Below are 20,661 nucleotides of genomic sequence, written 5' to 3' on the forward strand. Positions count from 1 at the left end.
GGCCATCGGGAACGGGAGACGCATGAGGACCGGGACACTGTTCGTCGCATTGGGATGTATCGCCTTGGGCTCGGTGGGTTGTGGCTCCGACACGCCCCCCGCCAAGAACTGGGAGGTGGGCTCGGGACTCCGGCTGGTTGACGACAACGTCGTCAGCGTCGCGTACGGCTCGGGGCCTGGGACGGTGGCGGAGGGCAATGACCCCCGGCTCACGGATGCGCGTGCACCCCTGCCCGGCAATGGGAGCTACATCCAGAATGGGACGCAGCCCCAGGACGCGTCGCTGTCCCTGTCGGGCGCGGCCACCGCGAAGTCCGGCATGTTCGTTGACGGGGCGGCGGCGGTCACCACTCCCGCGCCACTCCTGCGCGTGACGAACACCGTCGCTGACACGCTCATGTGGGACGCGTTTCCCCTCTTCACCGTGGACTCGGCGGGCGGACTGCTGGCGCGTGGCGAGCTGGGCGTCGGCGCGGTCCCGATGAGCGGCAAGGGGTACCGGCTGATGTGGGCTCCCTCGCGTGCCGCGTTTCGCGCGGGCTATGCGGACGACGAATGGAATGACGCCAACCTGGGGATGTATTCCTGGGCAGGTGGCACGAAGTCCCGGGCGAGCGCGTACGGGGGCTTCGCCTTCGGCGACCAGTGTCTGTCGAGCGGCACGGTGGCGGTGTGCTTCGGCTCGCAGAACCAGGCGTCTGGCACGGCGAGCTTCGCGAGTGGCGCCAGCTCCATCGCGAGCGGCTTCGGCTCCGTGGCCATGGGCTACACCAACAGCGCCACGGGACAGGGCTCCATCGCGGTGGGATACCGCGTCTCGGCCAACGCGGACTACAGCACGGCCCTGGGGCACCGGGTGACGTCGGGAGGCCGCACGGGCTCGTTCATCTGGGGAGACGAGTCGACCACCACCGTCGCCAGCAACACCCTGGACAACCAGTTCATGGTGCGCGCCGCGGGCGGCGTCTTCCTGCGGACGAATGCCGCGCTGACCACGGGCTGCAACCTGCCCGCGGGCTCCGGTGTGTTCAGCTGCACGTCGGACCGTCACCAGAAGGAGGACTTCCGCCACGTCGACGGCGAGCAGCTCCTGGCGAAGGTGGCGCGGCTCCCCGTGGAGACCTGGCGCTACAAGGAAGAGGCCTCGGGCGTGCGTCACCTGGGGCCGGTGGCCCAGGACTTCCGGGCGGCCTTCGGCCTGGGGACGGATGACACCAGCATCGGCATGCTCGACATCGATGGGGTGAACATGGCCGCCATCCAGGCGCTGGAGCGCCGCACGCGCGAGCTTCACGTCCGTGACGCGGAGGTCGACGCGCTGAAGGCGGAGCTGGCCGAGCTGAAGCGCAGCGTGGCGGAGCTGAAGTCAGCCATGCCCCGCACGCGTTGAACGCTCTTGCGTGAGCACCCGGTCCGCGTCGCCACGGACACAGGGGACAACACGGGGGCCCTCCGGGAGGCCGGGCCCCTCCCGTGAGCACGGCTGTGTCACATCCATCATCCCCAAGTAGTGGAACATACGTAGAACGGCTTGCTTTCAATCCAATACATGGGTGCGGGCTGTCGCACATGGTTCATCCGATGTGTACTGGATGACAGGTCTCCTCGTGATTGGCGTCGCGCCGGGGCCCTTCTGGATGCGGCCTCGGGTGAGAGGGGGGCGGACGCGGGAGGACCTGGTGCGGGGGCGGGAGGCTTGCTGGATTGTGTTAGCCTTGACGCCGCCGTCCCCATCGAAAGGCTTGTCATGCGCAAGGGATTCCAGAAGTGGGTCTTTGTCGTGGGCGTCGTTGTCGGAGGCGCATTGGGGGTGCTTCAGCCGGCGCAGGCGGAGGCGGGCTTGGAGTCGTGTCAGAACATCTGCACCAACGAGGACTGCTCTTGTTTCTTTCAGTGCCGTCCGCTGGGGGGTCAGTGCGTCTGCAACGACTTCATGGAATGCGTCTGAGGTTCGGTCTTCACTGCTCCGAGCGAAGGGCCTCGCTGGGTGGGATTTGGAGGGCGCGGCGCGCGGGCAGCCAGCTCGCGAGCAGCGCCACGACTCCCAGCAGGCCGGGGACGGTCAGGAACGTCGCCACGTCGAAGGCGTGCACGCCGTAGAGCATTCCCGACAGGCTTCGCGCGAGCAGGACGGCCCCCACCATGCCCACCGCCACACCCGTGGTCGCCAGTCGTGCTCCCTGGCCCACCACCAGCCGGAGCACCTGGGAGTCCGTCGCTCCCAATGCCATGCGGATGCCCAGCTCGCGGGTCCGCTGGCTCACTGAATACGCCACCACCCCGTAGAGGCCCACGCCGGCGAGGGACAGGCCCAGGCCCGCGAGCAGCGCCAGCAGTCCTCCCATGACACGCGTGGGGCCGAGGCTCGCGTCGACCACGTCCTCCAGCGCCCGCGCGGTACCCAACGGCAGGTCCGGGTCCACCGCGCGGAAGCGCTCGCGCAGCGCGGGGACGAGCGCGTCCAGCGGCGTCGAGGAGCGCACGACGAGCACCATGTACAGCGCCGGGAACTGGTTCATGGGGAGGTAGACCTCCGCGTGGGGCGCCTCGCCCACGGAGCCGTGGCGGACGTCGCGCGCCACGCCCACCACCTCGCGGTAGTCCTCGCCGTCCATCGTCAACTTCACCCGCTTACCCAGCGCCTGCCCGTCTGGAAAGTGCCGGCGCGCGAAGGTCTCGTTGACCACCATGACCTGGGGCGCGCTCCCGGTGTCCGTGTCCGCGATGGCACGCCCCTCCTTCAGCGGGATTCCCAGCGTCTCGAAGAGGCCCTCGCTCACGGTGCGGAACGTGGCCAGCTCTCGCGTGTCCGCGGCGGCTGGTGACTCGCCGGGGAGCAGCACGCCGCTGACCCCGTTGCGACCCCACAAGGGCACGGTGCTGGCCAGCGCCGCCGAGGACACCCCGGGAAGCGTCCGCACGTCTTCCACGAGCGTGGAGAGCGCGAGTCGCTTCCTCGCGTCGTCCTCGTACTTGTTTCCAGGGAGCAGCACGTCCGTGGCGATGACGCCGTGAGGCTCGAAGCCCAGCGGCGCCTCATGCAGTGCTCGCAGCGTGCGCAGCATCAGTCCCGCTCCGACGAGGGGCACCAGCGCCAGCGCCACCTGCGCGACGACCAGCAGCGCCCGCAGTCGCCCGGTGCCCGTCACGCTTCGTCCTCCACGTGCCACGCCCAGCGCGCCCAGGGCCTCCGCCCGCGCCGCGCGCAGCGCCGGCACCAGGCCGAACAGCAGGCTGGTGGACAGCGACACGCCGAGCGCGATGACAAGCACATGAGACTCCAGTCGCACGCTCTCGGGAGGAAGCACGCCCGGGGGGATGAGCAGTCGCAGCAGGTCCAGGCCCCACAGCGCGAGCAGGAGTCCCATGCCACCACCCGCCAGGGCGAGCAGGGCGCTCTCCACCAGGAACTGCCTGGCCAACCGCCACCGTCCGGCGCCCAGCGCCGCGCGCACGCAGACCTCGCGCTCGCGTGCGCTGGCCCGCGCGAGTAGCAGGTTGGCCACGTTGGCGCAGGCCACGAGCAGCACCAGCGCGACGATGCCGGACAAGAGCCACAGCCGCTCGCGCGCCCCTTCCACCACCAGCTCGTGCAGTGGCACCAGCCGCACCCCGAACGCCTGCCCCGCCATCGCAGGCTCCTGGGCCAGTCGCACGGCCACGCCCTCCAACTCCTTCCGCGCGGTGTCCAACGACGTCCCCGCCTTCAGGCGACCTACTGCTCGCAGCGTGACGTCCCCGGGATGATGGGCCTCCCAGACGGGCTCCAGCACGAGCGGGTTCCACAGGTCCACGTCGGGTGCGAAGCGGAAGGACGCCGGCAGCACGCCCACCACGGTGTGCGGCCTGCCATCGAGCATCAGGCTCTGTCCCAGCGCCTCCGGCCTTCCTCCGAAGCGGCGCTGCCAGAGGCCGTGGCCGAGCAGCACCACATCGTCCTGCCCCGCCGCCACCTCTTCCTGTCCGAAGGCGCGGCCGAGCACCGGCTGCACGCCGAGCATGGACAAGAGCCCCGCCGTCGCGCGGCCGGTTCGCAGCCGCTCCGGCGCGGTGCCATCCCCCGTGAGCGTGCGGTCCCAAAGGGCCAGACCCTCCACCTGCTGGAAGGCGCGGACGTGCTCACGCCATGCTTGCAGCATGAGGTGGCTGACCCCCAGCCGCTCCCGCTGCGCGCTCGACTGGTAGAGCCGCACCAACTGCTCGGGCTCGGTGTAGGGCAGCGGGCGCAGCATCACCTGATAGACGACGCTGAACACCGCTGTCGTCGCTCCGATGGCAAGGGCGAGCGTGGTCACCACCACCGTGGTGAAGGCGCGCTCGCGCAGCATCCGACGCAGCGACAGCCGAACTTCCTGGAGGAGCGAGGACATGGGGGCGGTGGCGTTGGTGCAACTCTAGCGCCATGAACTCCATGGGAAGGAGGGACGTCCTGTCCGACAGGGTGTCCCCGCTCGTCGCGCCCAGCTGTCCGGATGTGGCACGCGCGCTTCCCGGAAGCGGACGCGCCACCTCGCGGCTCAAGCACTTCGACGAGGGTGCGTGAGCAACCGGCACGAGGGGCATGCGCCCCACGTGTGGAGTGGACAAGCTCCGAAGCCCGCCTGACGCGAAGGTGCGAATCCCACCGCACGCGCTGTCCCTCCAAGCAGGCGAGCAAGGTAGGTCTTGCGGGCACTTTGCACCGGGCACCATGGGACACACCCTCCCTCCCAGTCTTTCCTGTAGGGGGCGGCATGTCGTGGCGCGGTGGGTGGATGGTGTCGTTGCTGGTGGTGGGGGCGGGCTGCGGGGGAGCACTGCCCGAGGAAGAGTCGGCTGCCTCCTCGGCGGACGTGGAGCAGGGGCTGGACGCGTCGTATTGCCTCCCCACGGAGGCGAGCACCCAGCGAGTGAAGGCCATCCTGCCTCCCTCCGAGCTGGGCAGTGCCCTCTTCTCGGCGGGCCCCGGTCCCTTCGAGGACTTCCGGGGGACGCTCCACTTCGCGGTGAACTTCGAGGACGGCCGCCGCGCCCTGTGGAAGAGCGATGGCACCGAGGCGGGCACCCTCCAGGTCAAGAGCCTCCCGAACTCCACCGGGACGTTCTGGCCCGTCGTCACGAACCTCACCGCGACGCCCTCCCGGCTGTTCTTCATGGCGGGGGACTCGGCGCATGGGATGGAGCTGTGGGCGAGCGACGGCACGGGCCCGGGCACCGCGTTGGTCAAGGACCTGACACCCGGCCCGGACCACTCCTCGCTGAGCCACCTGACGCCGGTGGACGACGCGCTGGTGTTCTTCAAGGAGACGTACGACGGCACCACGTCCCCCAGCACCCGCTACGAGCTGTGGCGGTCGGATGGCACGTCCTCGGGGACGGTGCGCCTGCGCGACTTCGGCACGGAGATGGACGTCAGCTACCTGGACGCGAAGGCGGGCGGCGCGCTGCTCTTCTTCGTGCGTGAGCTGTCCGGCGCGGGCACCAGCCTGTGGAAGACGGACGGCACCACGCAGGGCACCGTCCGGCTCAAGAAGCTCACCTCCGGAGCGCAGGCCTTCATCCGCTCGGTGGAGTCTTCGGACGAGAGCACCCTGTTCATCCTGGGCGAGTCCTCCGGGCTGCAGGAGCTGTGGAAGACGGATGGCACCGCCGCGGGCACCGTGCGGCTGGCGTCCTTCGGCTCCTCGCGAGTCGTGGAGATTCTGGGGGCGCTGGGCTCCTGGGCCTACGTCACGACCACGTCGGTGACCACCCAGTACATGGTCCTCTACCGCGTGCCGCTCGCGGGCGGCAATCCGACGTCCGTGGTCAGCCTGCCCAACGCCTACGCCTCGCAGGGCGTGGCGCTCCCCTTCATCAACGAGGTGAGCAAGGCCCCGGGTGGCTCCAAGCTCTTCTTCTCCGTCCACATCGGCACCAACGGTCCGGGGGTGCGTGACACGCAGCTGTGGGTGACGGATGGCACCGCGGCGGGAACCACCCTGCTGCGTCGGCCCATGAGCCTGTCGGACGAGTACGGCGCTCCGCTCGTCGCCGTGTCGGATGACCTGGTCTTCTTCAGCTCGCTCGAGGATGGCGGCATCGGCGTGGAGCCCTGGGTGAGCAACGGCACTCCGGGCGGGACGCGGCGCCTGAAGAACATCTCCACCGAGGCGCATAACCCGTCGTCCTATCCCTACGGGTTCCTCAAGGTGGGCTCGCGTGTGTTCTTCGGCGCGTATGACGAGACGCGGTCAAGCCAGCTCTGGTCCACCGCCTTGAGCAACGCCTGCGTGTCGCCCGACGCGGGACCATAGGCGCAGACGACGGCACTCCTCGCGCCCCCCGCGACAGCCGGGCCCGAAAATGAAAACCCCAGGCTCCTGATAGGAACCTGGGGCTGACTTCAGGAGCGGGCGGGAATCACTCGCTCCAGTAGGTCCGCGTCATCAGGCTGAAGCCAGACACGGTGTCGACGAAGAACGCGACGTTGTTGCCGCTCCACGGGTCATTCGCGTAGCCGAAGTAGCAGCCCTTGAAGGAGCGGCCTTCGGTGAGGGCGTTCAGGTTGTTGACGCCGTGGGTGTACGTGGTGGGGTTGAGCTGGTTGTTGCGGTTGGCGAAGTTCAGCGCGCTCAGGAAGTTGCCGCGGACCTCGGCGGCGTCCGCCGGGGTGGCGCGCAGGGGGGCGTCGAACGGCGACTCGCCCGGCTCGAAGCCGAAGCACTCGTGGATGCCGAAGTGGTAGTAGCGGTCACCCAGCACGTCGTACCAGTTGAAGTGACGGGCCATCTTCGCGCCGTGGTCCGGCTGGGGCAGGGCGTTGACCGCGTTGATGAGGGACTCCAGCGGCTTGCTGAGCGTGGCGGCGTTGCGGAGGTTGCGCAGGCTCACCGCGCCAATGCCGGTGGTGCCGCCAATGGCGTGGGCGGAGGCGTACGGGCGCTGGTTGAGCAGGTTCACCGCGCCGTTCCAGGCGTACGGCAGCACGTCGTGCAGCTCCGTGTCGCTGATGCTGTTCACCAGGGAGACCAGCTCCGCCTGGTCATCCACGGAGACGGCGAGCTGGTCGATGATTCCGACGCAGGTGCTGGTGATGGCGCCCTCGGCGCGCGCGCCGCTCTCGATTTGCGCCAGGCGGGCCTCGCCGACCAGGGAGACGGAGGACAGGTCCGCCAGGGATACGAAACTCGCCGTGGCGCGACGGGCAACGATGTTGGTCGCCACGTTGCTCGGCAGGTACTGGTCGAGCTTCGCGAAGGTGGCGGTGTTGACGAACGTGAGGATGCCCTGGCACTCCGGGGCCACGTCCACGTCGGAGGCGGTGAGCGGCGCCTGCTGCTGCTCGCTCTGCACGGGCGCGGGAGAGGGCGATTCGGTTTCGGCGACACCACAGCCGACGAAGAGGCTCATGGACAGAACGACTGACCCGAGACGACGCATCTGGGAACTCCTGTTTTCGGGGGGACGACAGTGAGACAGCGGCTCCATACACCAGTAACACGGGTTGCTGACAATTCCCGGGACAGAAGTGTTTTTGTGTTCACGGAGAAGCCACGACGATGACGGGTTTCCAGGCACAGCGGTCCCTCTGGAAATCCAGCAAGGTGACGACTCTGTCACATGTCGCGTCTTCTTGAGTACGCGTGCCGTCCCTGGGTTCAGGAACATGCTTGATGACAGTTGACACATGTTTCATGCGGGTGGCGCGCGGGATTCTGGCATTGCAGCGCGCACCCGGAGTGAGGTCCATCGGGACCTGGAATCCGATGTGCTTGCCTGTGCGCCATCGGAGTCAAGGGTGGCTGTGCCTCCGGGAGTCGGTGTTCCCCCGTTGTTTTTGGCGGGCGGCTGCTGTTGCCTTCCGTCCATGGACGAGAGCCTTCTGCCGGACATCCTCGATGCGCTCGGGCGGCAGCCTCGTGAGTTCGGGGGGGTCCAGCTCCATGTGGAACCGGTCCTCCGGGCCGTGGATGGCACCGAGGCGCGCGCCGTCATCTGGCTCCAGGCGGCCTTCACGCCCTTGCCGCCGTCGATGAGCCTGCGCGTCGTCGAAGCCGCGACGCGGCGGGAGGTGTGGCGCGGGAGCCTCCCTTCCCTGGAGGGGGGAAAGGCGCTGCGGTGGGTTCTTCCGCTGAGCCTCGAGGCCGACGTGAAGGAGCTGCTCTTCCTCGTCGAGGCGCCTGTTCCCGAGGACGCCACGCGGGTGCGTCCTCCCTGGCGCCTGTTCGACACGCTGGAGCAGGTGGAGGTCCGGCCCGTGGCCCGCCCGCTGTCGAGTACGCTCCTCAGGGCCGGTGTGCTGGCCACCACGGGTGTCGGTCTTCCCGCTCTCGCTGTCACCCTGGCCCCGTCCATGGGCCTGGGGCCTGGTGAGCCGGGGACGCGGCGTCACGCGGCGCGCGCGATGCCGGAGGGCTTCCTCGCCGACGTCAAGCCCGGCCTCTTCACGCGGGACTCCGAGCCCGGCAGCGCGGTCATCTGGGAGGCCGGTCAGGTCCTGGACACGGCGCGCTGGGCCGAGGCCGTGGGTGCGGTCGAGGACGCCGAGCGCGTGCGCTGCGCCTGTGGCGCGGTGGCACCTCGCGACGCGGAGTTCTGCCCCCGGTGTCTCGCCTCGCTCGCCGGTGCGACGCGAGCGCCCGCGCCGCCGGTGTTCCAGGCGCTCTCCGCTGGCATGGATGAGCCTTCCCCCGAGGAACCGACGGCGCGCTGCCCCCGGCACCCTCGGGTGGAAGAGGTGCAGACTTGTCCTCGCTGCGGCGGGTTCTTCTGTGAAGCCTGTCTGCCAGAGACGCTCGCGTCCGAGCGAACGCACTGCGCTGATTGTCGCGCGAGAGAGAAGGTGCCCACCGTCCTGCGCTGGGAGTTGCTGCGGGACCTGGCCATCACCCAAAGTGTCGCGGCGGTGCTGCTTGTGGTGGTGGGCGTCCAGTCCACGATGGCCTCGCCCAAGGGAGAGCCCTTCCATTCGATGCTGGGGGGGCTGTGCTTCGTGTCTCCCCTCCTGGGACTCGCCGGGCTGCTGGTGCTCACGCGGAGCCCCATCCCCGGTTGGATTGCCCTCCCGTTCAATCTCCTCTTCGGCGCCGTCATCTTCCTCATCGGGTGGTACCTGATGGGCGCCCTCATTCTCCTCTGTGCCGTCATCTCCTGTTTCCAGCTCATCAGGCTGCACAGCCTGTCGAGCCCGCCGCCCGCCGTGACGGAGCCTCCGGCATTGTTGTGAAGCGAGGCTTCAGGGCCTATCGCGTCGGTCGCGTCTAATAGGGGCTTTGCGCCCGAAAGGATGCTGAGATGAAAATGCCCTCTTCCAGCCGAGCGCTCCCTCGCGCACCGCGGGTGCCTACGTCACGTTCGAGCCCGGCGCTCGCTCCGCGTGGCATACCCATCCGCTGGGCCAGACGTTGGTGGTGACGGCGGGGGTGGGCCGGGTGCAGGCGTGGGGCGGGCCGGTGGAGGAGATTCGGCCTGGAGATGTCGTCTGGACGCCTCCCGGACAGAAACACTGGCATGGCGCATCCCCCACCACGGCGATGACCCACCTGGCCATCCAGGAGCAATTGGATGGCAAGAGCGTCGAGTGGCTGGAGAAGGTCACCGACGCGCAATACAACGCTCGACCCTGAGCGCGGGACGCGGGGTCAGACCTTCTCGAAGACGGATATCAGGCGGCTCGCGACGAGTTCACTGTCGAGCTTGCGGTCGATGCTGACTCTGACCACGTAGCCCTGAACGGCGGTGACGATGGCGTCGGAAATCTCGTCCGCCGCGATGTCTGGAGGCCTCTTTCTCGCGCGGGCGGGCTCCTGACACCAGGGCAGCAATGCCGTCCGCACGAGTGCGCGAAACTCAATCACGCTGTCCCGTGCAATCTCTTCAATCTCCGCGTCGCGAGGACCATCCGCCCATATCTGGAGGAGGGTCTGCGCGTGCGCCTTGTCGCTCCTCGACCGCAGCAGGTGCGCGAGGACGCTGGCAGGCGTGCGCTCCGCGGGGAGCTCGTCGCTCACGGTCGCGACCAACTCGCTCAGCGCGGTCGAGGCCGCGAAGCGCAGGAGCTCTACCTTGCTCGTGAAGTGCGAGTAGACCGAGCCGGCGGATGAGTCCGCCTCACGGATGATGTCCGCCATCGAGGTGCCGGCGACGCCCTGACGAGCGAAGCAGCGCATGGCGGCAGCCGCGATGCTTTCGCGCCGCCGCTGCCTCGAACCTTCGCTCAGCCTGGGCATGACAGCAGCCTATCCACACCTGAGACTGCCTTGACAAACAGAATGTTCGTTCTTTATAGCAAGGGTGTCGGGAGTGCGGATATCCATGTCCGAGGCCCGAAGGACGAGGACCGACACGGGGCCGGTCCCTGGTTGAAGAGACACGAGGAGCTCGTCATGAGTGATGACCAGAAGGTGTTCGTACCGTCCCAGCCGTTGGCTCCGGGTGCCAGGTACGGCGTCTTGAGCGGGTTTGCTCCAGGCACCCGGACCTTGCCAGTCGGATTCCGGCTCGCGCCCCCGTTCCAGCCATTGCCGGTCGAAATCGTCCTGGAGAAGGACGTCGCCGTCACCTTGAGGGACGGCGTGAAGATCTACGTCGATGTGCTTCGTCCCGCCGGCACGCGGAAGGTGCCGGTCATCGTGGCCTGGAGTCCATACGGGAAGGGCCAGGGGACCTCTCCGAGCGTGATGGGCATCTTCCAGATGGTCGGGCTCGACAACGGGATTGTGTCGGGGCTGGAGAAGTTCGAGGGGCCGGACCCGGCGTACTGGTGCGCGCGGGGCTATGCGATTTGCAATCCAGACATTCGGGGCGTGGTCGACTCCGAGGGGGACAGCGTCGTCTGGGATCGCCAGGAGGGCCGCGACTGTCACGACCTGATTGAGTGGCTGGCCGTCCAGGAGTGGTGCACCGGCAAGGTCGCGATGAGCGGGACGTCCTATCTCGCGGTGTCGCAGTGGTTCACCGCCGCCGAACAGCCCCAGCACCTCGCGGCGATCAACCCGTGGGAGGGCGTCAGCGACGTCTACCGGGACCTCGTCCTGCGCGGCGGCATGCCCGACACCGGGTTCGCGAGGCAGCTGCAGGACAACAGCTACTGGGGCAAGGGGCGCAAGGAGGACCTCCTCGCGGAGGCCGAGCGGTATCCCCTCATGACGGACCTGTGGGAGGAGAAGATCCCGCGCTTCGACCGCATCACCGTTCCGGCATACGTCGTGGCCAGCTACTCGAACACCCTGCACACGGCGGGCACGTTCCGCGCCTGGCGCCGGATGGCCTCGAAGGAGAAGTGGCTCCGCATCCACAACTCCCAGGAGTGGCCCGACTACTACGACGAGGCGAACAGGGAGGAGCTGCGCCGCTTCTTCGACCGCTACCTGAAGGGTGAGGACAACGGGTGGGAGCAGACGCCGCGCGTCCGGTACTCCGTCCTTGATCTCCAAGGTGGCGACCAGGTCGGAGTCGGTGCTGACGAGTTCCCTCCAAAGGGCGTCGCGCCGACGAAGTACTACCTCGATGGCCGCTCGCGCTCGTTGACCACGACAGCACCGACCGGTGAAGCGACGGCGAGCTACGACGTGAGCTCCAACCCCGATGTGGTGTCGTTCATCACGCGCTTCGACACGGAGACCGTCCTGGTCGGCTACCCGAAGGCGCACCTCTGGGTCGAGGCGCGTGGCTCCGACGACATGGACCTCTTCGTCCTCGTCCAGAAGCTCGATGCGTACGGCACGCCCCTGCAGCAGTTCACCGTGCCCAACCAGGGCGCGCTGGTGCAGGACGTCACCGAACGCGGCGCTTCAATCCTTCGGTACAAGGGCTCGGACGGACGCCTCCGTGTCTCGCTGCGCCACCTGGACGAGACGCTGTCGACCGACGCCGTGCCCGCCCACAGCTTCGACAGAATCGAGAAGCTCTCGCCCGGTGAGGTCGTCGAGGTCGAGATCGATCTGCTTCCGATGGGCCTCGCGTTCCACCCCGGCGAACAGCTCCGCTTCGTCATCAGCGGCAGGAGCCTTCTGGGAACGATGATGCCCGCGATCCGCGAGTACACCCCCGCCAACAGCGGACGGCACGTCATCCACACCGGCGGCGAGCACGCCTCCTACCTGCAACTGCCCGTCCAGGCGAGGAGCTGAAGAATGACCAGCCAAGAACGAACGGGCCCACGAGAGACGACGGCTTTTGCTGTCGAACTCGTGTCAGGGCCCACCTCTGCGGGTGGGGTCGATGACTTCGAGCTCGTCGTCGCACGCCGGGCGCTCGCGTTGCTCAAGGCCCGCATCGGGCGGCAAGGACTGCTGGACCTTCTGGGCGAAGATATCAAGGCAGGCAACGCGTTCCTCCGCGAGAGGGCCGAGGCCTCCGCGGGGAAGTTCATCTCCGGCACCACCGTGCTGGCTGTTCGAGGCCTCAAGGCCGCGCAGTTCGTACACTGGCTCGAGAACAGCTTCAGTGACGAGAACGTGCTCTTGGCGGGCGAACCGGAACACTACGTGATTGCCCCCAACGCGGATTGGACGGTGACCATCGTCGAGAATCTCGGCCCCCATGTCTGCCGAGTCGTGCTTCCAGGCTTCGACACGGCTCCGAGCTGGGCCACGGAGGTGCGCAACGAATTGCTGCCCGAGTCCGACTACCCGTTCCGCAGGCTCGGCGCCATGCACCTGGCGGACGGCACGCTGGTTGGCCGGGTGCTGACCCAGTTCGGCGACACCGATGAGGGCTTCAACGCGAACCTGACCTGCTATTTCCCCGCAGCCTGCCCGGAGGACATCCTCGAGGAGCACCGCCAGCACCTCGCCGTTGAGTTCAGGAACTGGATTGTCGCCGCGGCGCGGGCGAGGCGTTGACGCACGGGCAGGGTGGCCCCGGTGAGACGCGAAGCCAGCCGCGTCTGTGTTTGTCGTTCCGGGGCCTGGAGGGCAGGGCGCTGGGGGAGCGGAGAGTTGATGCCCGCCATCGTTCATGAACTGATGCCCGCGCTGGGAAACTTTCGCTGGGAGCTTCAGGGACATGGCGGCGAAGCAGGGTGCGGTGACGAGTTGGGGGCGTGAGGTCTCCGAGCGGGAAGCCTGGTCGAAAGTGGAGACCGCCACGACGCCCGAGTGGCGTCAGAAGCTGTCCTCCTGGTGGAAGGGCGTCACGGATGGAGGCGTCCTCTTCCACGAAGGTGACCTGGAGGCGGACACGCTGGTTGTCGGGCCCCGGCCGCTCGTCGTCTCCGGAAGCCTCAGGCTGAAGGGGCTGCTGGAGGATGGACACGCGGCCGACCACACGCTCCTCGTCGTCCTGGGCGACCTGGAGGTGGAGAACGTGGTGACGCTCTCGGCCATGTTCATCGCGGGCGACGTCCGGATTCGAGGGCTCCTCTTCGGAGACTCGTTGGGCGACGACGTCTTCTGGGTGGGGGGCGGATTGAAGGCCCGGGTGCTCGTCGAGGAGCACCACCACCTCCACGTGAAAGGCGCGCTCGACGTGGACGTCCTCGTGGGCAGCAAGCTCACCGCGCCGGGCAAGCCGCGTCAGACGTTGGCGCCGCATGAGGCGCTGCTTCCGGGGGCGTGGACGGACGAGGACGAGGACGAGGACGAGGACGGCGTCTTCGACTCGACGCTGGACGGAAGGGCGCTGCGCGCGATGCTGCGCGCGGGAAAGCCCGTCCTGGCTGACACGCGGCTGGGCCCGGTGGAGAAGGCGATCGCCGCCGCGAAGGAGAAGGTGGCGAAGGGAGAGAAGGCGCCTCGGCTCGGGCTCTCGCTCAAGAAGCTGAAGGTCATTCCCGAGGAGGTCTTCTCCCTCACGGGGCTGGAAGGCCTCACGCTGGACTCCAATCCCATCGAGGTGATTTCACCGCGCATCGGTGAGTTGCGAGCGCTGCGCTCCCTGAGTCTGGAGAGCTTGCCGGTGGGCGCGCTGCCCGTGGAGTTGTGTCGGCTTCCCGTGCTCAAGAAGCTGAGCCTGCGCTACTGCGACAAGCTCACCCGTCTTCCGGATGAGTTCAGCGAGCTGGAGTCCCTGGAGGAGCTGTACCTGGACGCCAAGGGGTTGGACGGCTTCCCGGAGGTGCTGACGCGACTGCCGAAGCTCAAGAAGCTCTGGTGGTGGCGCTTCTTCAAGACGCCGCCGGAGAAGCTGCGGGCGCTGGTGGAGGGTCTGGGCCGGATGCCGAAGCTGACCCACTCCGGCTTCTTCCAGGGCGAGGTACCCGAACTGCCCGCGGACCTCACTCCGCTCGCGCGCCTCAAGCAGTTCAAGGTGGGCCTGGACAAGTTTCCCGCGACGGAAGCGCAGCGACTGGAGGCGGCGCTGCCTCCGGGCCGGTTGCACGTGGGCTACTGAGCCGCCGATGCCACGCGCAGGCGAGCGCGGGAGGCATTGATGACGGCGGCCCATGAGCTGTTCTTGCATGAGGTCGATGCACAGGGGCGGGAGTCGCCTGGTCAGCGGGGGCGGCCCCCTCACGTGAGGAGGCGACTCCAGCAAGGGCCTTGGCGGCTTCTGGGCTGAGGTCATCGCGCGGACCGTGTGGCTGGGGGGTGCCGCCTGTTCATCGCGAGAGCGTGCCGGAGGCGCGTGCCTCGCTGTCCATGTCGCCCAGCGGGCGCCCCTGCGAGCGGGGGGAGCTGTCGGGCGACGCGGTGCGTGAGCACATGAGGACATTCATCGCGGACAGGGGAGGCTCGCGGATGCATCGTCTCTTGCGCCACATCCGGAGATTCTTCCGACTCCAGCCGGGCAGGCCGGCGTGGGCGGCCGGTGTTCGCGCGGCGCTGGCCGTCACCATTCCGTACTCGCTCGCCACGTTGCTGGGCTTCAAGGACGCGGGTTGGCTGGGGCTCACCGGATTGCTCGTGACGCTGGCGAATCCCGGAGGGGCGTATCGGGGCAGGGCTCGGGTGATGGGCACGGTGACGGTGCTTGGAGCCCTCGTGGGAGTCATCGCCGCGCTGGCGGGCGGGCGCCTGCTCGTGGATGCGACTCTGCTCCTGGTGGGGGTCTTCGTCCTGACGTTCGCCCGGTGTTACGGCGACACGGCGGGTTCGGTGGGCGAGAAGCTCGCGGTCATCTTCGTGGCGTCGCTGGGGGCGCATGCGGTGGAACTGGACGCGGCGCTGACGCGCGGAGGGGCGCTCCTGTTGGGGGGCGGGTGGGCGATGTTGCAGTCGCTGGTGCTCTGGCCGGTGCACCCCTATCGCCCGTCGCGGCGCGCCATCGCGCATGTGTACACGTCGCTCGCGGATGGGGCGCGGGACCTCGCCACGCTCGCGCGCGAGGGGGCTCCCGCGGAGGTGTGGACGGCGGGCACGACGCGGCATCTACCGCTGCGCGCGAAGATAGAGGGGGCTCGACAGACGCTGGCGTCCACGCGGGTAGGGCGCTCCGATGAATCGCGGCGAGGTGAGCACCTGCTCGTGCTCCTGGAGGTGAGCGAGCAGGTGTTGGGGGTGTTGTTCGCCCTGGCCCAGGCGATGGAGGTGGCAAGCCCCGAGCGCAGGCTCCGTCCCGTGCGGGAGCAGGTGGCGCGCGCGTGTGACTGGTACGCGGAGATCTCCCAGCGGGTGGCGACGGTGTCACTCGCACCGGACACGGCGGCTGTCTACTGGCCGCGCTTTCCCACCCACCGTGAGGAACTGGGGCTCCGAGGGAAGTGGCTGCGAGTGGTTCCCGCTTCGGTGACGGAGCTGCTGACGCGGTTGAAAGGACACGCCGTCGCGGCGCAGCGAGCCGCCATGGCGATGCGGCGTGGCGACCCAGTGGCACTGGGGCATCCGCGGTCCCTCTTGCTGGCGAGCCAGCGCCGCCCGCTGTTGGAGACGTTGCGTGCGAACCTGAATTCGCGGTCCGTGGTGCTCCGGCATGCGTTGCGAGCGGGGACGGTCGCCTGTCTGGCGCTGGTGCTCACGCGGGTGCTGGGGTTGGGAGAGGCGTACTGGGTGGTGCTCTCCGCCATCGGCATTCTTCAGCCCTACTCGGCGAACACGGAGGAGCGTGCGCTCCAGCGTGTGACGGGGACGTTGCTGGGCGGGACGCTCGCGGCGGTGATTGCCACCGGGGTGGGGTCTCCGCTGGTGTTGATTCTGGTGATTGGGGTGCTGACGGCGGTCTCCGTGTCGTTGTTGCCGCTCAACTTCGGTGCGTTCCAGATTCTGCTCACGCCGGACTTCCTTCTGCTGGCGACGCTGAGCGCGGGGGATTGGACTGTCGCGGAGAACCGGGCGCTGGGCGTGCTGGTGGCGTGTGTGTTGGCGCTCGCGGGGGTGTGGCTGTTGTGGCCGTATCCGGAGCGCAGGCGTTTCCCGGATGCCGCGGCGACGATGCTGCGAGCGGATGGAAACTACTTCCGGCAGGTGGCGGCGAGCCGTAGCGGCACCGAGCCGAAGGTCAGCGCGGCGCGCAGGGACCTGGGGCTCGCGATGATTGACGCGGAGGCGTCCTTCGAGCGGCTGATGGCGGAGTATCGAGGACCGGCGCATCGGCTGGAGCCCGCGATGGCGCTGCTGACGTACTCACGCAGGCTCGCCGCGTCGGTGACGGCGCTGGGCGAGCAGAAGGCCGTGATTCCATCGTCGGAGGTGCTGGACGTGGTGGCGCACAAGGCGAGTGGGACGCTGGATGTGCTCGCGGACTCGCTGAATCAGGGACAGACGCCCCCTCCGATGCCGGAGCTTCCGTTGCGCCGTATCGCGAACGACCCGGTGTCAGGGCCGTTGGTGGAGCGGGTGCCGCGCCAGCTCGAAATCCTGCATGGCGCGGTGGGGAAGCTGGTGTGGACGTGACGGCTGTACGCTGACGTCCATTGAGTGGCAGTCATTTCCTGTCATTTGACGCGCGGCGACCACGGACAACCCGAGGGGTTCTTTTCATGGCGCTGCTTCGACCCGGGGGAGGAATCCGACCCCAGACGCGCAACCGGAATTCGCGCTTCTCGATAATCTGGTCATGAGCGCCATCCAAGACCTGACCCGCCGCCGTCAGCAGCCGGTTTTTGTCCCCGAGCCTCTGCCCAAGAATGCTCCCGCGAAGGCCGAGGAGGCCGCCCCGAAGCGCCTGTTGCGCGACGAGTCGCGGTTCGAGTCCAGGTCTCCGGCCAAGGCGCCCGTGGAGCTGAATCCGACGGTCCCCGTCAAGGCGCCCGTGTCGGGCAAGGTCGACATTGAAGGCATCGCCAACATGAAGGACCCGGTGGCGCGCAACCACGCCATCACCCAGGGCTACTACGAGCTCTCCAATCAGATGGCCGGCCTGTTGGGCAAGGAGAACGCCAACTGGGCCACGTTTGGTGTCTGGGCTTCGAAGCAGGCCGGCGTGAGCATCCGGCAGGAGGATCTGCCGAAGGCCTTCATGGACCAGCTCAAGGGCGACAACAAGTGGCTCGGCGCTCTGACGAACATCGGCCTGGGTGCCATCAATCCCCTGGCCCCGGCGCTGACGGAGGCCCTGAAGGTCCCCATCCGGGACGCGCTGAACCGTGTCAGTGATGCCATCGCGGATGGCAACCAGAAGCTCTTCCGGGACATCGCGCCGGAGTTCCAGCGCTTCACGGAGACCTTCAAGGGCGACACGAAGTACGACGCCGCCAAGGTGGAGAAGTACCTGGAGGGCTTCCCGCCCGGGAAGGAGAATCTCAAGGCAGCCTTCTCCGACTACGCCAAGGCGATGTTCGAGAAGGACCCGAACAAGAAGGCGGAGCTGATGCTCTCCGCCAATGACAAGGTTGGCGTCCACGAGCAGAGCCTGATTCAAGGCGAGGTCGAGCGCGCCCTCAACGCTCCGCTCAAGGAGACCTTTGCTCCCATCGTCAAGGCCACGCTCGACGCGGCTGGCAATGCGCTGCCCTTCCCGGCGAACCTCGCCTACAAGGGCGCCAAGGCAACGGGCCTGGTCGACAAGGCGGTGGACAGTGTCGTGAACAGCCTGACGGGGCAGTTCCGCAAGTTCGCCACCGAGCACATGATGAAGATTGGCCTGCCGGAGGGCAGCCTGAGCCTGGGTGACGACGTGAAGCCCGGGGCGCAGGGCGCGTTCCCCGAACACCTGCGCACCATCGAGAGCGGCGAGCTGAACAAGCTCCTGTCCCAGTACGACAAGACGCCCAACTCGCTGAAGGGCTCCTCGGCCAATGACTGGTCCAAGTTCGACCAGCGCATGAACTACATCGTCGACCTGTTCCGCTCCCGCCAGGGCGACCCGAGTCTCTTCAACGCGCCCTGAGCCGCGTCAGTCGTTGCCGCCGAGGCAGCGCTTGTGCGGCGTGGTGTAGACGCCCTCGATGACACCGGGGGCGCCTTCGCGTCTTATTGGGTTGCACAGGTACCCCCCCGAGCCGCTTCTGTCTTCGCTCCCGGCGCGGGCCACCATCGCCCTCGGTCGCGCCGAGCGGGAGAGCCACGCTCGTCTTCCTGCCCGCCCTCCCAAGCCTTGGATTTCTGGCGTCTTGCTTTGAATCCAGGCGCCCAAAACCTGCGTTCCTCGCATTGACGGTGCCTCTCCAGGCAGGGCTCACGGCTCGCCTTGACATCCTCGCGTGGGTGCGGTTGAACTGCTCGCGATTCGCAATTGCGAGTCATTCTCAATTGCCGGCCCGCGAGGAGGACATGGCGACATCGACCCTGCTGATGGTGCTGGGCCTCGCCGTGCTCCGTGGCGTCGCGCTTCCTCCGCTGCTGGACGGTCATCGCCCGTGGGGGAGGGCGCTGGGGGCGTTCTGCCTCCTCGCCTCCGTGGGGTTCGCGGTGAAGGCCCAGGGGCTCGCGGTGGGGCTGACCTGCGCCGCCGTGCTGGCGATGCTGGTCGTCCCGCTCCTCGCGCTCGCGGTGCCGCTGTGGCCTCGTGCCACGCGGTATGTGTGGACGCTGGGCGCGCTGGCGCTCGCGGTGTTGTGGTGGGGAGGCGCCTGATGGCCCACCAGCATGGAGCCGGCCGTATCGCCGCCGCCGTGACGGGCGCTCCCGGGGCCGCGGTGCTCGCGAGCCTGGCCGTACCGGCGGTGTTACCCGTGCCCGCGGATGTCCGGTTGCTCATCGCGGTGCTCGCCGTCCTGCCCGCCGCCGCCACCGCCGTGTGTCTGGCATTGCTTGCCCGGAGCGCCATGCGTGCCTGGGCGGTCTCCGCCGGGGTCGCCGCCGTGGCGACCGTCGTCCTGGTGCTCGCGTGAAGCTCTCCGCTCGTGCCTACGAGATTCTCTGGGATGCCCACGCGTGGGCCGGCGTGCTGTCGTCCCTGGTCCTGTTCGTGACGTTCTTCCTGGGGGCCTTCGCCCTCTTCGCGGAGGAGCTGTCGCCCTGGCAGGAGCCCACGTTCCGCGCGCCCATCGCCGTCCCGGAGGCGCAGGCCGTCGCGCTCGCGCAGCGGCTGGCCGACACGGAGGCCGCGTCGCGCCCGGTCTGGTTCGGCATCTCCCTGCCCACCGAAGAGGAGCCGTGGCTGCGCCTGTGGAGGATGACCGACGGCGCCATCCATCCGCTCTGGTGGGATCCCGTCACCGGCCGCCAGCTCGGGGAGCGCAGCGACCTGGGCGAGTTCCTCAACGCGATGCACTTCCTGGAGCCGATACCCGGAGGGCAGCACCTGACGGGGCTCGCCTCGGCCGTGCTCGTCCTGCTGGTGGGGACCGGGCTGCTGCTCCAACTCGGCAGGATGATGCGCGAGCTCGTGCGGTTCCGTCCGGGTTCCGCGCGCCGGGTGTTCTGGTCCGACACGCACAAGGTGATTGGCGTCATCAGCGCGCCCTTCCTGCTCGTCTTCGGAATCACCGGCGGGATTCTCTGGCTCGACGACTGGTTCGAGCCCGCCGTGGTGAAGACGTCGATGCATGGCGACCCCCAGGTGAAGGCGAGCGCCGTGGATTGGCCGGCTCCGCCCGCCGCGTCAGGCCAGCCCGCCGGTGCTCCCGACCTCGCCCACGCGCTCTCGGTGGCGAAGCAACGCTTCCCCGCGTCGGAGCACTCCCATTTCTTCTTCGACAACCTCGGTGACGAGCAGGGCGCCGTCCATCTTCCAGGGGAGCGCGAGGGCACGCTCCACGCCTTCACCCACGTGCGCGTCGCGCGGACCGGCGAGCTGCTGTGGTCCCGCGACACGGGCGGAGGGACAATCTATTCGCGGGTGATGGACCCGCTGTACGGGCTGCACTTCGCCACCTGGGCCAGCTTCCCCGCGAAGGTACTCTACGCCCTGCTGGCCTTCGTCTCCGCGTTCGGCATCCTCGCGGGCAACCTGCTCTGGCTGGAGCGGCGGCGCGCGAAGGCGTCCAATCGCTTCGACCGCGTGCTCGCGAAGCTGACCTCCGGCTTCTGCGCGGGACTCGCGCTGGCCGTCGCGAGCCTCTTCATCGCAAACCAGCTGCTCCCCGCCGAGTTGTCCACGCGTCCGAGCTGGGAGCACGCTTTCTTCCTCGCGGCCTGGGGGCTCGGAATCGCGGGCGCCTTCGTCGGCGGTGAGCCCGCGCGGTATGCGCGTCGCCTGCTCATGGCGGCCAGCGCGCTGCTCGTCATCGTCCCGCTCATCGACGGGGCGAGGATGGGGCGGCTGCCCTTCGCTTCGGGCTCGGCGCATGTGCTGGCGACGGAGCTGGGCCTCGTGGCGCTGGCGCTCCTCCTCGCTGGCGCGGCGCGCGGCATCCGTCGCCTCCAGCGCCCCACGCCCGTGGCGTCCCCTTCCACCGTCGAGCCGGACGCTCCCGCCTCCGTACCGACCTGACCCTCC

The 20,661-nt window shown here is 68.4% G+C and carries 14 protein-coding genes and 1 pseudogene; 12 read left to right on the forward strand and 3 right to left on the reverse strand.

The genetic code is table 11. The annotated features are described in order from the left end of the window. The first annotated feature begins 22 nt into the window (after nt 1–22). Nucleotides 23–1,390: a tail fiber domain-containing protein gene (locus G4D83_RS26095; RefSeq protein ID WP_163867543.1), complete on the forward strand. Its 1,368-nt coding sequence runs from the start codon at nt 23–25 to the stop codon at nt 1,388–1,390. Between the two features lie 568 nt (nt 1,391–1,958). Here the strand turns inward: G4D83_RS26095 and G4D83_RS26100 are convergent. Then, nucleotides 1,959–4,370, reverse strand: a complete 2,412-nt coding sequence (locus tag G4D83_RS26100; protein WP_163867544.1) for an ABC transporter permease — start codon at nt 4,368–4,370, stop codon at nt 1,959–1,961. Nucleotides 4,371–4,733: 363 nt separating this feature from the next. On the opposite strand from G4D83_RS26100, the gene G4D83_RS26105 reads away from it, so the two are divergent. Further along, nucleotides 4,734–6,275 (forward strand): hypothetical protein, encoded by a 1,542-nt coding sequence (locus tag G4D83_RS26105; protein WP_163867545.1) that lies wholly within the window; start codon nt 4,734–4,736, stop codon nt 6,273–6,275. Nucleotides 6,276–6,381: 106 nt separating this feature from the next. On the opposite strand, the gene G4D83_RS26110 is transcribed toward G4D83_RS26105, so the two are convergent. After that, nucleotides 6,382–7,371, reverse strand: coding sequence for a hypothetical protein (locus G4D83_RS26110; protein WP_338041944.1), 990 nt, complete (start codon nt 7,369–7,371; stop codon nt 6,382–6,384). Nucleotides 7,372–7,828: 457 nt separating this feature from the next. On the opposite strand from G4D83_RS26110, the gene G4D83_RS26115 reads away from it, so the two are divergent. Further along, nucleotides 7,829–9,187 (forward strand): hypothetical protein, encoded by a 1,359-nt coding sequence (locus G4D83_RS26115; protein ID WP_163867547.1) that lies wholly within the window; start codon nt 7,829–7,831, stop codon nt 9,185–9,187. A gap of 88 nt (nt 9,188–9,275) precedes the next feature. Continuing rightward, nucleotides 9,276–9,587 (forward strand): annotated as a pseudogene (locus G4D83_RS26120) ((R)-mandelonitrile lyase); the annotation flags it as partial. Between the two features lie 15 nt (nt 9,588–9,602). Here the strand turns inward: G4D83_RS26120 and G4D83_RS26125 are convergent. Next, nucleotides 9,603–10,190 (reverse strand): TetR/AcrR family transcriptional regulator, encoded by a 588-nt coding sequence (locus tag G4D83_RS26125; protein WP_255203577.1) that lies wholly within the window; start codon nt 10,188–10,190, stop codon nt 9,603–9,605. Between the two features lie 156 nt (nt 10,191–10,346). Here G4D83_RS26125 and G4D83_RS26130 point away from each other — a divergent pair, with 156 nt between their 5' ends. From G4D83_RS26130 to G4D83_RS26165, 8 genes are all read left to right on the forward strand, one after another. After that, the gene (locus G4D83_RS26130; RefSeq protein WP_163867549.1) at nt 10,347–12,092 is read left to right on the forward strand and encodes a CocE/NonD family hydrolase; all 1,746 of its coding nucleotides are present in this window, start codon (nt 10,347–10,349) and stop codon (nt 12,090–12,092) included. Nucleotides 12,093–12,221: 129 nt separating this feature from the next. Beyond that, the gene (locus tag G4D83_RS26135; protein ID WP_205522711.1) at nt 12,222–12,806 is read left to right on the forward strand and encodes a hypothetical protein; all 585 of its coding nucleotides are present in this window, start codon (nt 12,222–12,224) and stop codon (nt 12,804–12,806) included. A gap of 163 nt (nt 12,807–12,969) precedes the next feature. Continuing rightward, nucleotides 12,970–14,295, forward strand: coding sequence for a leucine-rich repeat domain-containing protein (locus G4D83_RS26140; protein WP_163867551.1), 1,326 nt, complete (start codon nt 12,970–12,972; stop codon nt 14,293–14,295). Between the two features lie 347 nt (nt 14,296–14,642). Next, nucleotides 14,643–16,733 carry an FUSC family protein gene (locus tag G4D83_RS26145; protein WP_163867552.1) on the forward strand — a complete coding sequence of 697 codons (2,091 nt, stop codon included), beginning with the start codon at nt 14,643–14,645 and terminating at the stop codon, nt 16,731–16,733. A 163-nt stretch (nt 16,734–16,896) separates the two neighbouring features. Continuing rightward, entirely contained in the window at nt 16,897–18,168 is a 1,272-nt protein-coding gene (locus tag G4D83_RS26150; protein WP_205522712.1) for a hypothetical protein, read from the forward strand. 383 nt (nt 18,169–18,551) lie between these two features. Further along, complete coding sequence (locus G4D83_RS26155; protein ID WP_163867553.1) at nt 18,552–18,854, forward strand: hypothetical protein; 303 nt, start codon at nt 18,552–18,554, stop codon at nt 18,852–18,854. After that, complete coding sequence (locus G4D83_RS26160) at nt 18,854–19,111, forward strand: hypothetical protein (RefSeq protein WP_163867554.1); 258 nt, start codon at nt 18,854–18,856, stop codon at nt 19,109–19,111. Before G4D83_RS26155 ends, G4D83_RS26160 begins: the two co-directional genes overlap by 1 nt. Next, nucleotides 19,108–20,655, forward strand: coding sequence for a PepSY-associated TM helix domain-containing protein (locus tag G4D83_RS26165; protein ID WP_163867555.1), 1,548 nt, complete (start codon nt 19,108–19,110; stop codon nt 20,653–20,655). The genes G4D83_RS26160 and G4D83_RS26165 overlap by 4 nt, the downstream gene beginning before the upstream one ends. Nucleotides 20,656–20,661 lie beyond the last annotated feature (6 nt).

This window comes from Myxococcus eversor, assembly GCF_010894455.1.
GTDB classification, from domain to species: Bacteria; Myxococcota; Myxococcia; order Myxococcales; family Myxococcaceae; genus Myxococcus; species Myxococcus eversor.